The sequence below is a fragment of the Streptomyces thermoalcalitolerans genome, from assembly GCF_039525155.1.
GTDB lineage: Bacteria > Actinomycetota > Actinomycetes > Streptomycetales > Streptomycetaceae > Streptomyces > Streptomyces thermovulgaris.
The window spans coordinates 103,478-118,032 of sequence record NZ_BAAAHG010000008.1 but is presented as its reverse complement, the minus strand read 5'-3'; the positions used below and the strand labels follow the sequence as shown (position 1 = coordinate 118,032).

At 71.0% G+C, this 14,555-nt stretch carries 8 protein-coding genes; 4 read left to right on the top strand and 4 right to left on the bottom strand.

Features of this window, described 5'->3' with window-relative positions; all coding sequences use genetic code 11:
• Window position 1 precedes the first annotated feature (1 nt).
• Complete coding sequence (locus ABD224_RS07665) at window positions 2–1,285, top strand: nucleotide sugar dehydrogenase (protein WP_344048246.1); 1,284 nt, start codon at window positions 2–4, stop codon at window positions 1,283–1,285.
• 74 nt (window positions 1,286–1,359) lie between these two features.
• Window positions 1,360–2,328, top strand: coding sequence for a UDP-glucose 4-epimerase GalE (gene galE, locus ABD224_RS07660; protein ID WP_344048244.1), 969 nt, complete (start codon window positions 1,360–1,362; stop codon window positions 2,326–2,328).
• A 100-nt stretch (window positions 2,329–2,428) separates the two neighbouring features.
• On the opposite strand, the gene ABD224_RS07655 is transcribed toward galE, so the two are convergent.
• From ABD224_RS07655 to ABD224_RS07640, 4 genes are all read right to left on the bottom strand, one after another.
• Window positions 2,429–4,573, bottom strand: a complete 2,145-nt coding sequence (locus ABD224_RS07655; RefSeq protein WP_344048242.1) for a glycosyltransferase family protein — start codon at window positions 4,571–4,573, stop codon at window positions 2,429–2,431.
• Window positions 4,570–5,856, bottom strand: a complete 1,287-nt coding sequence (locus ABD224_RS07650) for a glycosyltransferase (protein WP_344048308.1) — start codon at window positions 5,854–5,856, stop codon at window positions 4,570–4,572. Before ABD224_RS07650 ends, ABD224_RS07655 begins: the two co-directional genes overlap by 4 nt.
• Window positions 5,857–6,050: 194 nt before the next feature.
• A complete protein-coding gene (wecB, locus tag ABD224_RS07645; RefSeq protein ID WP_344048240.1) occupies window positions 6,051–7,154 on the bottom strand; it encodes a non-hydrolyzing UDP-N-acetylglucosamine 2-epimerase in 1,104 nt (367 codons plus the stop codon).
• 380 nt (window positions 7,155–7,534) lie between these two features.
• Window positions 7,535–8,137, bottom strand: coding sequence for an acyltransferase (locus ABD224_RS07640; RefSeq protein WP_344048238.1), 603 nt, complete (start codon window positions 8,135–8,137; stop codon window positions 7,535–7,537).
• An 869-nt stretch (window positions 8,138–9,006) separates the two neighbouring features.
• On the opposite strand from ABD224_RS07640, the gene ABD224_RS07635 reads away from it, so the two are divergent.
• Both ABD224_RS07635 and ABD224_RS07630 read left to right on the top strand, forming a co-directional pair.
• On the top strand, window positions 9,007–10,542 hold the full coding sequence (locus tag ABD224_RS07635; protein WP_344048236.1) for an FG-GAP and VCBS repeat-containing protein: 1,536 nt from the start codon (window positions 9,007–9,009) through the stop codon (window positions 10,540–10,542).
• Window positions 10,543–10,724: 182 nt separating this feature from the next.
• Entirely contained in the window at window positions 10,725–14,426 is a 3,702-nt protein-coding gene (locus tag ABD224_RS07630; RefSeq protein WP_344048234.1) for a LamG domain-containing protein, read from the top strand.
• Window positions 14,427–14,555: the final 129 nt, after the last annotated feature.

Genomic DNA, 14,555 nt, shown 5'->3' with positions numbered 1-14,555 from the left:
CATGAACATCTGTGTAGTCGCGCTCGGCAAGATCGGGCTCCCGCTCGCCGTGCAGTTCGCCTCCAAGGGCCACCGTGTCATCGGCGCGGACGTCAACGAGAAGGTCGTCGAGCTGGTCAACGCCGGCACCGAGCCGTTTCCCGGTGAGCACGACCTCGACGTCAAGCTCAAGCAGGTCGTCGACGCCGGGCTGCTGAGCGCGACCACCGACACCGCGGCCGCGGTCGCCCAGTCCGAGGCCGTCGTCGTGGTGGTTCCCCTGTTCGTCGACGCCGAGGGCGTACCGGACTTCGGCTGGATGGACGCGGCCACCAAGGCGATCGCCAAGGGACTGAAGCCGGGCACCCTCGTCTCGTACGAGACCACGCTGCCGGTCGGCACCACCCGCACCCGCTGGGCGCCGATGCTGGCCGAGGGCTCCGGCCTGACGGCGGGCGAGGACTTCCACCTGGTGTTCTCGCCCGAGCGGGTCCTCACCGGCCGTGTCTTCGCCGACCTGCGCCGCTACCCGAAGCTGGTCGGCGGCATCAATGAGGCATCGACGGCCCGTGGTGTGGAGTTCTACAAGCAGGTCCTCGACTTCGACGAGCGCGACGACCTGCCCCAGCCGAACGGCGTGTGGGACCTGGGCACCGCCGAGGCCTCGGAGCTCGCCAAGCTCGCCGAGACCACCTACCGCGACGTCAACATCGGCCTGGCCAACCAGTTCGCGCGGTTCGCCGACCAGAACGGCATCGACATCAAGAAGGTCATCGAGGCCTGCAACTCGCAGCCGTACAGCCACATCCACCAGCCGGGCATCGCGGTCGGCGGCCACTGCATCCCGGTCTACCCGCGGATGTACCTGTGGAACGACCCGGCCGCCACCATCGTGCGCTCCGCCCGCGAGGCGAACGCCGCGATGCCGGAGTACGCCGTCGACCTGCTGGCCGCCGCCTACGGCGACCTGACGGGCGTGAACGTGCTCGTGCTGGGCGCCGCGTACCGCGGCGGCGTGAAGGAGACGGCCTTCTCGGGCGTCTTCCCGACCGTCGAGGCGCTCAAGGCGCGCGGCGCGGTGCCGTACGTCTCCGACCCGATGTACACCGCCGAGGAACTGTCCGCGCTGGGCCTCACTCCGCACACCGGCGAGAAGGTCACCGCGGCGATCCTCCAGGCCGACCACGCCGAGTACCGCGAGCTGACCCCCGCCGACCTCCCGGACGTCACCGTCCTGGTCGACGGGCGCCGCACGACCGACCCGGAGGCCTGGAAGGGCGTCCGCCGCATCGTCATCGGCGGCTGAGGGCGCTCGTACGCGACGACCTTGTGGCCCCGCCCGGGCACATCGGGCGGGGCCCTGGTGCAGGAGGGCTTTTCATGACGTGGCTGATCACGGGCGGCGCCGGCTTCATCGGCTCGCATGTGGTGAAGGCGATGACGGACGGCGGCGAGCGTGTCGTCGTCCTCGACGATCTCAGCACGGGACGGGCCGAGCGGCTTCCGGACGGTGTACCGCTGGAAGTGGGCACGGTCCTCGACCGCGGCACCGTGGACCGCGTTCTGCGTGAGCACACCGTCACGGGAATCGTGCACATCGCGGGCAAGAAACAGGTCGCCGAGTCCGTCGAGAGACCGCTGTATTACTACCGCGAGAACGTGGAGGGACTGCGGGTGCTCCTCGACGCGGCCGTCGCCGCGGGAGTCGGCCGCTTCCTGTTCTCCTCGTCCGCCGCCGTGTACGGCATGCCCGACGTCGACCTCGTCACCGAGAAGACGCCGTGTGCGCCCATCAACCCGTACGGCGAGACGAAGCTCATCGGCGAGTGGCTGGTCACGGCGGTCGGTGACGTGCACCGGATGGCGACCGCCTCGCTGCGCTACTTCAACGTGGCGGGTGCGGCCACGCCCGAACTGGCCGACGACGGCGTCTTCAACCTCGTCCCGATGGTCTTCGAACGCCTCGACGCCGGTGAGCCGCCCCGGATCTTCGGCGACGACTACCCGACCCCCGACGGTACCTGCGTCCGCGACTTCATCCACGTCGAGGACATCGCCTCCGCGCACGTCGCCGCCGCCCGTCGGCTGTCCGCCGACCCGGACGCCCGGCTGGTCCTCAACGTCGGCCGTGGCGAAGGGGTGTCGGTGGCGGAGATGATCGGCATCATCCAGGACGTCACCGGTCGCACCGACATCGAGCCGCAGGCCGGCGAGCGTCGGCCGGGCGACCCGGCCCGGGTCGTGGCCTCCGCCGACCTCATCCGCGAGGAGCTGGGCTGGAGCGCGCGATACGGTGTGCGGCAGATGGTCGAGTCCGCCTGGGCGGGCTGGCGGCTGCGCCACCCGTAGCGCCTGCGCCGTCCCGCCGGCCGGGCAGCACGTATCCGTACGGACAGGGCCCCCGGGAACACTCCCGGGGGCCCTGTGCCGTGTCCGTGTCAGCTCTTGGTCAGCTCTTGCCCCTGCCGAGGAACAGCTCCTCGAACTGCTTTTGGACCACGGGCCAGTCCCACGTGGCCAGCGCGTGCTCGGCGGCGAGCTCGCCGGCGCTCCGCCAGGACTGCTCGGTGGCCGTGGTCTTCAGGATCCGCTCCGCCGCCTCCTCCGGAGAGCCGACGACCCAGTCCTCGGGGTAGAGGGTGCGGGCGCTGTTGGGCTTGCCCGCGTAGAACGGCCAGTCCCGTACGACCGGAACGGCTCCGCTCGCGGCACCCTCCATCACACCGACGTGGCAGCCCTCGCGCACCGAGGAGCTGAGAATGGTGCCGATCTCGACGAGCTTCGAGGGGACGTCGTCCGTCGGTCCCAGACGCACCACCGCGCCGGATTCCTCGAGCGGGGCCAGTTCCTTGTCGAACTCGCGGCGGTACTCGCGCGTCGCCTGGCTCGTTTTGGGATCCATGTCACCGCCCACCAGGATCAGCCGGTAGCGCTCGTCGTGCTTGCGTACCAGTTCCAGCACCCGAACGGCCCACTTGGGGTCCTTGGCGACCTGGCTGATGCCGATCAGCCCCAGATTGAACCGGGCCTCGGCGGGCTTGGGACGGTTGAAGCCCGACAGCGCCATGGCGTTGTGCAGGACATGGAGACGCGGGGCGTGCTCGCCGCGCAACTGCGGGACGAGCGACCTGGTCAGGTCCCGTACGTGCGGGGCGATGAAGACCAGGTCGTCGACCCGGGAGAAATCCGTCATGTGCGGCCAGCGCGTGAACGCCTCGTAGCTGTGCAGCCGTACGACGATCCGCGTGTCGCCCGGGTCGATGGTGGTGAGCATGGCGGCAGGGCCCACCGCCCACTCCAGGAAGACCGTGTCGGCCCAGTCGAGGTGGGGGCGCATCAGGCGCTCCACCTCTTCCTGGTAGTCGCTCGTACCACCCGACAGCCGGTCCTCGATGATGCGCTTGGCCGCCCACGAGACCCGCTTCAGATGTTTCGACTCGGCCAGGTCGAGGTAGCGCAGTTCCACGCCGGGATGGTCGCGGAAGTGGTTGCGGATGAGGTGGAGGAAGTTGTCGTTGGCGCTCGTCGTCACCAGCAGCCGCAGGGGGCGGTCGGCGGGAGCCGGCGCGGCGGGAACACGGCGTCCCTGGGGACGGCTGAGCGTTTGCATCGCCTCCGAGTGGTACAACGGGGCGACGTAGCCCTCCGCGTCCTTCGCCAGGGGCGACGAGAGCTGGTCGATGTGCACAACACGGTGGAAGTCCAGGAACAGCGCACGGTCCAGGGCGGCGGTCGCCTCGGCCCGCCGCCCCGCCGCGAGCTCCGCGTCGGCGTGGGCGAGCCGGGCCGCCACGGCCTTGGCCAGTCCGGACGGGCTGATGCCCTTCCTGATCTCCTGCATCACGGACTCGTCGAGCAGCTCTGCTCTGAGCGCGAGATCCGGGATCTTCGCCGCGGCGTCCGCGAGGGTGAGTGCCGCGCCACTGGTCCGGCCCGCCCATTGCATGCCCTCGGCGACGTAGCGGGACGTGGCGGCGCGCACCTTGGCCGGCATACCGGGCGCGGTGACGGCGGAACGCCACAGCCGTGCTCCGACACCGGACCGCATGATGGGCCGGGCGGTCGCGGTCCGCATCAGCGTGCCGGGCAGGTTGCCGACGCCCCGGCGCACATCGCGGGCGACTGTCTGCAAGGCCGACAGGGCGGGGGCGCGCTCTGCCGGGCGGCCGCCCCGCGCCTGCAGGTCCTCCACAGCCTTCAGCGCGGGCGCGATCCCGAATCTGGCCTCGGCACTTCGGTTGTGCTGGGCGAGCCGCCACACCGTGTACACGGCGCCGGGGTCAAGGGCGACAAGCACGTCGGCCCTGCGGGCACGGCTGCGCAGCCACGCGTCGCGCTGTGCCTGCATCCATATGCGCAGGCCTCGCGGGGACTCCTTCGCCCTGCGCCGCAGGACCTGGCTGCGATGGGCCAGGCTGCGCGGCAACTGGTGCGCCTCGGCCAGCTCCAGGGCGGCGATCTCCTCGGCGACGGCATCCAGGTGGAACGTTCCCGCGAGATAGACGCGGGCGCCTTTGGCGTTGAACTTGCGCACCGAGTCGGCGAGTACCCGCAACTGTGGTCTCGCGGAGGCGACAAGCAGGACTTCGGTCACGGGGTGGGTCCTCCGGCGGCTATCGACGTCCCGGCGCGCTCGGCCGTGAACTCCTCGACAAGTTTCCTGACGGCGGCGGACATCAGTGCCTCGCGGGTGTACCGGTTCGCGTGGGACATCGCGGCGGCGTGCACCTCGTCGGTCGTCTCCACCGCCAGGTGCGCGGCCTTGACGAAGGACTCGGTGAGGGCCGCCTCGTCGAGGCCGACGGCCCCCGTCCACAGCGGGTGACCCTCCAGCACGTTCGACGCGTCGTGCTCAACGGCGTGTGCCGAGACGATCGGCAGCCCCGTCGCCATGTACTCGTACACCTTGCCGGAGGTGACGTACCGGCCGCCGATCAGGATGAGCACCATGGCGTCCCACCCGGCGTAGATGGAGGCGACCTCGGCCTTGGCGGCGGGACCGCCGAAGTGCACCCCGTCGGCCTCGGCCTCCTTGAGGATCTCCGCGTGCCTGTTCGCCTCGCGTGCGGCGCCGGCACCGATGTGTCCGCGCAGCTCGAAGCGTGCGTTGGCCAGCAGGGGCTCCTTCTCGCGGGCGGCACGCCAGGCGTTCAGCACCGTCTCGAGGTGCTGGGCGCTGAAGTTGACGGTGCCGAGATAACCGAAGACCAGACCGGACTCGGGGTCCGGGGTGTGGACCCGGCCCGGCGCGCTGTCCGCGTCGTAGCCGTTGCGCACGACGTGCACGCGATCGGCGAAGTCCGGGTAGCGCTTGCGGTAGTGGTCGGCGATCGGGTCGTTGACCACCCACAGCGACACGGCGCGCTCGAGGACCTTTTCCTCCCAGCGGCCTTCCGCGGAGTCACGGGAGAACGCCTCGACGCCTTCGACGACGTCGATGGACCAGCCGTCGCGGAAGTCCACGGCATAGGGCACCCCGGCCTCCTCCCACAGCTTCCAGGCCGCGGCGAGGTTCACGTAGGGCACACAGGTGGCGAGCAGCAGGTCCGCGGGGTGCTCCCGGTGGATCCGCAGCACGGCCTGCTCCAGATCCTCCTTCCACTCGCCGAAGTTCGGCTCCGGGAAGGTCTGCTGCTGGCGGCGGCGGAGTTCGGCAACCCAGCGGTTGGGGTCCAGGGCGCGTGCCTCGTCGTAGAGGCGGATGTCCGTCTCCAGGTCCTCGCGTGCCAGAGGCAGTTCGACGACCTTGATCCTCGGGTCGACCTTGTCGAGCAGGGACAGGTCGATGCCGGAGTCCCGCTCCCAGGACTCCCGGGCGATGGTGACGACGGTGACGTCCCAGCCGACGTTGATGAACTGGTTGGCGGTCTCGCGCATCCGGTACGCCGAGCTCTTGGCGGCCGGCGGGAATCCGATGGCGAGGTAGATGAGGTGAGGCCGCTTGCTTTTCGCCGGCGGTCCGGGCGAAGAAGACGCTGACATGGGCTGTGTGACGCTAGCACGGTGAAATACGCGGATACGGGCCGAAAGGGGCCGTCCGCCAGGGCGGACGGCATGGCCCGGGCAGCGCGTCACGCGTGCCGGCTTCCCCCTCTCCACTCCTCCAGGAGACGGACGACGTTCTCGGCGGCCCGGCCGTCCCCGTAGGGGGTACCGGGATCGCGGGTGGGTGCGGTCCGGGTCACGGTCGCGGCCCACTCCGACGGCGCCAGTGTGTGCGGATCAGGTACGAGGACGTTCCAACCGCTGTCGACGGTTTCCACCCATTCCGTCTCGGGACGGATCGTGGTGCAGATACGCCTCAGCAGGAAGGCCTCCTTCTGCAGGCCCCCGGAGTCCGTGACCACACCGGAGGAGGCCAGGACCGCGGCGACCAGGCCCGCGTACGGCAGCGGGCGGCCGACGTGCACGCTGCCCTGCGCCAGTTTGATGCCGTGCTCCTCGGCACGTGCGACCAGACGGGGGTGGGCGGCGAGCGCCACCGGGAGCGGCAGCCCGGCCAGCGACTCGACGAGGGCCGCGAGCCGCTCGGGGTCGTCGGTGTTGTCGGGGCGGTGCAGGGTCGCCAGAAGGAAGGGCTGGGACGGGTCGATGCCCTCGGGCAGGGGCGGCGCGGGGTGCTCCCCGGCGAGTACGGCGTCCCGGATGCGCAGACAGATGTCGACCATGACGTCGCCGGCCAGCCGCGCGCGGTCGGCCAGCCCCTCCCGCTCGAGGTGGCGCATGGCCTCCTCGGTGGGAGCCAGCAGCAGATCGGCGCAGTGGTCGGTGAGAACCCGGTTGTGCTCCTCCGGCATCCGCCGGTTGAAGGACCGCAGTCCTGCTTCCAGATGCGCCACCGGTAGGTGCATCTTCACCGCCGAGAGCGCACCGGCGATGGTCGAGTTGGTGTCGCCGTACACGAGCACCCAGTCCGGCTTCTCGCGCTCGAGGACCGGATCGAGCGCGGAGAGCACCGCACCGGTCTGGACGCCGTGGCTGCCGGAGCCGACACCGAGGTGCACGTCCGGGTCGGGGATGCCCAGACCGGAGAAGAAGACGTCCGACAGGTCGGCGTCGTAGTGCTGACCGGTGTGCACGATGAAGTGCTCGTGCTCCGTCTTGGCGAAGGCCGCCGCGACGGGCGCCAGTTTCACCAATTGAGGACGGGCTCCGACGATGCTGATCACTTTCACTGCGTGCTCTTCTTCCCGGTCAGGCTTCTTGGCAGGGGGATGCTATGCAACCGCAGGACCGACCTGCTCAGTCGCCCCTCGGAGTCCGGAAGGAACAAGTGGGGGCGCCTGGAAGCGAGGTCGGCTCCCGTTCGGGATCGTGTGGTCGCCAGGAGGCGTCGTACGGATCGGGCCGGCTCCGGTGAGCGGTGCCCTTGCAGCCGAGTCGAGCGAGGGTCGGTGCGTGCGGCCGCATGACGGAGCGAGGGATGAGGAAGGCGCCGACGCGGAGCGCCGGCGAGTGACGACAACGCCACTGGGGGTGCCCCCACGCCCGTCCAGGGCAGTGGGGGAGTGCGTGCCGAATCCCGCGACTCACGGCACGATCCACACGACACTCCCTAGACGGCCCGCTCGGTCAGGACGCCGTCCTTCTCGACGTACAGGGCGCCGGTCCGCGGGCATTCCCAGACACCCGGTTCACCCGCCCGCTCGATCAGTCGTACGCCGGCCCGGCCGACCCAGCCTACCTGGCGTGCGGGAACGCCCATGACCAGGGCGAAGTCGGGGACGTCCTTGGTGACGACGGCGCCGGCGGCGACCATGGCCCAGCGGCCGATGGTCAGCGGTGCCACGCACACGGAGCGAGCGCCGATCGAGGCTCCGTCGGCGATCTTCACACCGACGGCCTCCCAGTCGCCGGCGCGCTTCTGCTTGCCCTCGGGGTCGACGGAGCGCGGGTTGTGGTCGTTGGTGAGGACGACGGCCGGGCCGATGAAGACGCCGTCGCCGAGTTCGGCCGGCTCGTAGACGAGGGCGTAGTTCTGCAGCTTGCAGTTGTCGCCCATCCGCACGCCCGAGCCGACGTACGCGCCGCGGCCGATCACGCAGTTCTTGCCCAGGCGGGCGTTCTCACGGATCTGCGCGAGGTCCCACACGCTGCTTCCGGCACCGATCTCGGCACTCTCGTCGACCTGGGCGCTGGGCTGGACCCTGTAGTTCACCTTGGCTGCCTTCCCCTGTTGGCTTCGGCAGCGAGCATATTCCCCCTTGCGGGTGACTCCGTGCCCGCCTTCCGCCGCCCCTGCGCGCACGCTGCGGGTTTGCGGACGGCAGAAGGCTGTCGTATGACGTTCGCCACGCGCATGCCGCCGCCGTGGCTCTTGTGCGCCCGCGTCCCCGCTGCCGGGTGTCGCGGATCCTCCACCCGTCCCCGTCCGGCTCCCCCTTTTCACGGGCCCCGGTGGCGTGCGGGGCGGGCACGGTTGGTGGGGCCACCGACACGGTCCACCTGGCCTGAGCCGCCGGTGCCCGACGGCAGCGCCTTCCGTTCCGGGGCCGCATCCGCCGGTTCTCCCGGCCCTGTCCAGGGGCCGATCACCGGCCGGGGTGTTCCGCCGGCCGCCGGTACCGCCCGGCAGGCCGGTCGGGCCGGGTCCGGGGCCGTCGGCCCCGCGGAAGCTCGGAGTGGTTCCTGACCTCGGTGGTCCGGCCGTATGAAGCGCAGGTTGGGGCCGGACCGGGCCGCGATCGGCGACGCCGGAGCTCCGGGGCGGGGTGAGACCGGCGACGACGGCCTCGCGGTCGGTACCGGTGGCGAGGGCGCGGACGAGGGTGCGGGCGAGGGCGAGGACGTGGTTCCGCAGCGCGCGGTTGCCGCCCGTGCGGACACCCGGCCGTGGCGGACTCCGCCCCTGGCGGCTCTCCCCCGCGCACCGTGTGCTGGGGTGGACGGCATGCGACCGTCATGTGACGTTCGTCACTTGGGTGGGATTGTTGCGGATATTGCATGCCCACTTCAAGCAGAGAGATGATCGCTCAACCTTTTAGGTCCTCTTTATCTGTGGATATCTGTGGGGCATCTGTGTCAAGGGTGGGGGAAAGGTGGCGGCACACCGCGGCCGCTGTCCTGACAGCAGCGTTACTGGCCTGGGGACTCGGACCCGGCGGGACATCCGCCACAGCCGCCGTCGCGTGTCCCTCGGGGGTCGAGTCCGACTTCAACGGCGACGGCATCAGGGACACGGCGATCTCCGACCCCGAGGCGAGTGACCAGGGCGTGCCGCGGGCGGGCGCGGTGCACGTCGTCTACGGCGGCGGCAAGGGCACGCTCACGCTCGTGCAGTCCATGCCCGACGTGCCGGGAGTACCGGAGTCCGGAGACCGGTACGGCTACGCGCTCGCCATCTACGACGCGGACCTCGACGGCTGCAGCGACCTGGTCGTCGGCAATCCGTTCGAGGACATCGGCACCGAGGCCGACTCCGGCTCGGTGCACGTCTTCTACGGCTCTCCCAGCGGGCTGAACGCCGGCGGCAGGGCCGCGAAGGAGTTCTATCAGGGCAGCGGCAAGCCGCTGGGAGGCTCCGCCGAGGCCGGTGACTGGGTCGGATACGCGCTGGCTGCCGGGAAGACCTCGACCGGAACCCCCTATCTGATCATCGGCGTCCCCGGCGAGTCGATCGGCACGGTCGAGGACGCGGGCGGCTTCTGCTACGTGCACGGCACCGGGCAGACGGTCGTCTGCGTCAACCAGGACACCGAGACCGGCGGCGCGGTACCCGGCGTGGCGGAGCAGGACGACCGCCTCGGCAGTTCCATCGCCGCGACGCCGACTCACTTCGCGGTCGGCGGGCCCGGCGAGGCCATCGGGAGCACGACCTTCGCGGGCATGGTGAACCTGTTCAGCCACACGCTCAGCTCCGGCCGTCCCAAGCCGCTCACGGGGCTCAGCCAGGACACGGACGGCGTCACCGGGGGCACGGAGGTGGACGACCAGTTCGGTGCCGCCCTCGCCATGGTCCCGTACCGGCCCCCGGGCGCCACGTCCACCACCGAGTCGCTGCTCGCCGTCGGTGTCCCGGGCGAGGACCTGTCGACCACCGTGGACGCGGGTGCGGTTCTCATCTTCCGGATCACCGCGGCCGGCACGGTCACGGAGACGGCCTGGGCCGATCAGAACACCACCGACGTCGAGGGCGAGGCGGAGGCCGGCGACTTCTTCGGACAGCGGCTCGCCGCGGTCAACACCTCACCGAACACCACCTCCACCGCCACCACCACCCGGCTCGCCATCGGCGTGCCCGGGGAGGAGTCCTCCGAGGAGCACGCGGACAAGGGCGGCGTCCAGATCGTCCCGATGGTCGGCGCGCCCGGGGCCTCCGACGTCTGGATCGATCCCGGCTACGGCGTTCCGTCCGAGCCCGCACCGCGCATGTTCACCGGCCTCTCCCTGAGTGCCCTGTCCACACAGCTGTACGTGGGCGTGTCCTACGGCCCGGCCGGAGGGCACGCGGTCTACGCCTTCCCGTGGACCGTGGCCTCCGGCGAGGCGCCGATCCGGACGTGGAAGCCCGGGGAGGGCGGCATTCCGGCTGGTGACGTCGCCTTCGGCGCGGCCGTCGGCTGACCGTCGCGCTCTCGCGCCGTCCGGACCCGGCAGGACCGGCGAGGGCGGTGTCCGCGCAGGCGGCGTCGCCCTCGGCGCCGCGGTGCGGTGACGCCTCGCAGGCCGCTCGCCGTGTTCCGCCGGGTCCGGCCCGGCCGCTGGATTTCCGAGACCTGCAGGAAGCAACTGGGGGGAGTGGACGCGTGTCCGCAGACAGACAAAGACCGATACGGCGAGCCGTGCTGCGGCGTGCCGTCGTGGCGGCCGCCGTCGCCGGCGCGGTGGTGGCCGGCAGCCTGGCCGCCCTGCCGGACGGCGGCGAGGACGCGGGACGCGATCAGGCCCCGGCCGCCGTCGGCCGGCCGGCGCAGACCGAGCAGCAGGCCCTGGCCATGGCCAGGAAGAGCGGCAAAAGGGCCGAGGTCGTCGGACTGCGCACCGAGCGCAGGGAGATCTTCGCCGAGCCCGACGGCACCTTCACGGCCCGCGAGTACACCGAACCGGTCCGCACGGTCCGGGACGGCACATGGACGGACATCGACGCGACCCTGGTGAAACGGGCCGACGGCAGCTGGGGGCCCAGGGCCACCACGGTCGACCTCACCATCTCCGCCGGGCAGGCGGGCAAACCGTTCGTGACGATGCGGCGGGCGGGCCGTGAGTTCGCCCTGACCTGGCCGTACGGCAAACTGCCCGCGCCGCGGGTCGAGGGGAACACGGCCACCTACACCGACGCCCTGCCCGGCGTCGACCTGACCGTCCGCGCCGAACCCGACGGCTTCGGCCATCTGCTGGTGGTCAAGACGCCGGAGGCGGCGGCGAACCCGAAGCTGGCCCGGCTCGACCTGGGGATGACCACGGACGGCCTGAAGGTCACCGAGGACCCCTCCGGCGCGATCACCGCCGAGGACTCCGCGGTGGGCGGCACCGTCTTCCAGGCCGGCAGGCCCGCCATGTGGGACTCGGCCGCCGTCCTGGAGGCCGCCGCCCGGACGCAGGGCCCCAAGGCCGTCACAAAGGCACTGAAGTCTGCGGCGGCTGGGGCGGACCGAGCCGCCGCGGCAGGCACGGCCGACGGCGCCGCCGCGGCCACTCCGACCGCCGGCCCCCGAGCGCGTCAGGCCCCCGAGGCCGCCCTCGAGGGCCCGGGCGGCGGCGGACGCGTGGCGCCGCTGGACGTCGAGGTCGGCAAGGGCAGGCTGAGCCTCATCCCCGACCAGAAGTTCCTCAAGGACGCGGACACCGTCTTCCCCGTCGTCATCGACCCGATCCAGCGCACCACCTCGCGCACCGCCTGGACCGGCGTCATGTCGGGGAAGCCCAGCGCACAGGACTGGAAGTACTCGGGCAGCGCGGGCGTCGGCCGGTGCCCCACCGACTACAGCCCGGTCTCCTGCAACGGAGTCGGCGTCCGCCGCGTGCTGTTCACCATGCCGCTGTCCTTCTACAAGGGGAAGCAGATCCTGGGCGCGACCTTCTCCGCCCGGGTCGAGCACATCTACAGCGCCACCCCGACCGCGGAGCCCATCCGCCTGTACCGGATCGGCGGCAAGAACTACACGATCACGTCGTCCAGCAACTGGTCCAACACCAAGGACGACTGGTCCGACCACCTGCAGACCGTCGACAAGGCGATCTCCCCGACCTCCTGCTCCAGCCAGGCCAACCTGCACTTCGAGAGCGGGGCGAGCGGCGAGCTGACCAGCGAGATCAAGACGGCCGCCGCCAACGGCTGGAACTCGATGACGCTGGGCCTCAGGGCGGCCGACGAGACCCGCTTCGCCGAGTGGAAGCGGATCTGCGGCAACGCCTATCTGTCGATCAAGTACAACAGCCTGCCGCGGCAGATCAAGACGTCCGAGATGTTCACCGACCCGGGCGGCCTGTGCACGTGGGGCTCCAGCCGGCCGTACACCGACGTGCCGCCGAAGCTGCAGGCCATCGCGAGCGACCCGGACCACGGCAACGGCCAGACCGACAAGGTGAAGGTCGAGTTCAAGGTGGAGTGGACCGACCCCGTCACGCAGGAGGCCAAGTCCTACAGCTACACCACACCGGACTGGCTCTCCCCGACGAGCAGCACCAGGTTCACCCACACGGTCAAGTCGACGATCCCGCAGAACACCGTCATCTACTGGAGCGCCCGGGCCTACGACGGTGACGGCTACGGCCCGTGGAGCTGGGAGGGCGACCCGGCGCAGCGCTGCGAGTTCGTCTACGACAAGACATGGCCCGGCAAGCCGGTCGTCATGTCCAAGGAGTACCCGTCCGACACCGTCTACCACGACGGCGTGGGCACCTACGGCACCTTCACCTTCGCGCCCAACCCGAACGACTCGGCCCCGGACACCGACGTCGTCAAGTACCTGTACGCCTTCGACAGCACCGCCGACCCGACGACCGCCCTCACCCCGAGCGAGGCCGGCGGTCCCGTCACCGTGTCGTGGATGCCGGCCCGTCCCGGGCGGCACTGGGTCGACGTGGTCGCCGTCGACAAGGCCGGGCACTCCAGCAGCAAGGCCCACTACGAGTTCCTGGTGAGCGAGGGCAAGCCGGTCGTCGGCCAGTGGAACCTCTCCGACGAGCCGGGCAGCGCGGAGGCCGAGGAGGAGAGCGGCCAGTACGCGGCGACCGCGGGCACCGCCGTCACATTCGGTGTGGACGGCCCCGGCGGGAAGGCCGACAGGGCGGCACACTTCGACGGCACGTCCGAGTCGTACCTCGACGTGAACGAAACCGTGCTCGACACCGCCAGGAGCTTCAGTGTCAGCGCCTGGGTGCGGCCCACCGCGCTGGACCGCGACATGGCGGTCGTCAGCCAGGACGGCACCGGCGAGCCCGGTTTCACCCTCGGCTACGACGCGTCCGCGCAGACCTGGAAGTTCTCCGTCCCGGTCAACGACGTGGACTCGCTCGGCGAGTGGAAGGCCGTCTCCACCGGAGTGTCCGTGGTCAAGGACCAGTGGGTGCTGCTGACCGGTGTGTACGACGCGCAGAAGAGCGGCGGCCCCGAACTGCGCCTCTACATCAACAAGGACTCCAAGGGCGTCGCCCAGCGGCGGTCCGTCTGGAAGTCGTACGGTCCGCTGCAGATCGGCCGCGCCACGGCCAAGACCGGCTACCGCGACCACTTCACGGGCGACATCGCCGAGGTGCGCGTCTTCGACCGGGTCCTGCCGGCGGACCAGGTCGCCGAGCTGATGACGGTCAAGCCCGAGCGCAAGGGCTACTGGCAGCTCGACGACGCCGCCAACGGCGTCTCCGCCGAGACCGGCGGCGGCCAGGCGCTCACCCTGGCGGGGGACGCCTTCATCTACCGCCCGGCCGACCCGCTGTTCGACATCGCGGCACTGGTCGGCGACGGCAACCTGGTGCTGGACGGCGACGGGGACTACGCGTCGACCGCGACCCCGCCGGTCACCGGCGACAGGAGTTTCACTGTGGCCGTCCGCGCCCAGCTCTCCTCGCTGGACCCGGAGAAGTCGCAGACGGTGCTGTCGCTGCCGGGCGCCAACGCCAACCGTGTCCAGGTCCGCTACCAGGCGGCCACGGGCCAGTGGGAACTCGCCGTCGCCACCACCGACACCGCCGGCGCCGAGGTCGTCACCTTCACCGACGACCAGGAACTGCCCGACACCGGCGGCTCCGGCCAGCACCTGGCGGTCGTCTACGACGCCTTCGCCAACTCGATCCGGCTGTACGTCCAGGGCCAGCTCGTCGCCGGCGCCCACGGCACGGACGACACCCTGTGGCCCGCCACCGGCGGCCTGCAGGTGGGCCGTTCGCTGCGCGGGGCGAGCGAGTACTTCGCCGGCGCCGTCGACGAGGTGCGCGTCTACAGCGGGGCGGCCGACCAGGAGGCGGTGCAGCAGATGGCCGCGCTGACGGCGCTGCCCGACATGTGATGTCCCCTCACTCATGTCCCGGGGCGGCCGGGCGCACGGCGTCCGGCCACCCCGGCCCCTCACGAGTCCGCCGGACCCTCGGGGACGCCGGGGGCTCTCTCCTTCGACCTCTCTCCTTCGACCAGGGAG

Excerpts from the sequence above, each read along its gene's own strand:
- ABD224_RS07665 (WP_344048246.1), top strand. The coding sequence starts at position 2 with ATGAACATCTGTGTAGTCGCGCTCGGCAAGATCGGGCTCCCGCTCGCC.
- galE (WP_344048244.1), top strand. The coding sequence starts at position 1,360 with ATGACGTGGCTGATCACGGGCGGCGCCGGCTTCATCGGCTCGCATGTG.
- ABD224_RS07650 (WP_344048308.1), bottom strand. The coding sequence starts at position 5,856 with ATGCGCGAGACCGCCAACCAGTTCATCAACGTCGGCTGGGACGTCACC.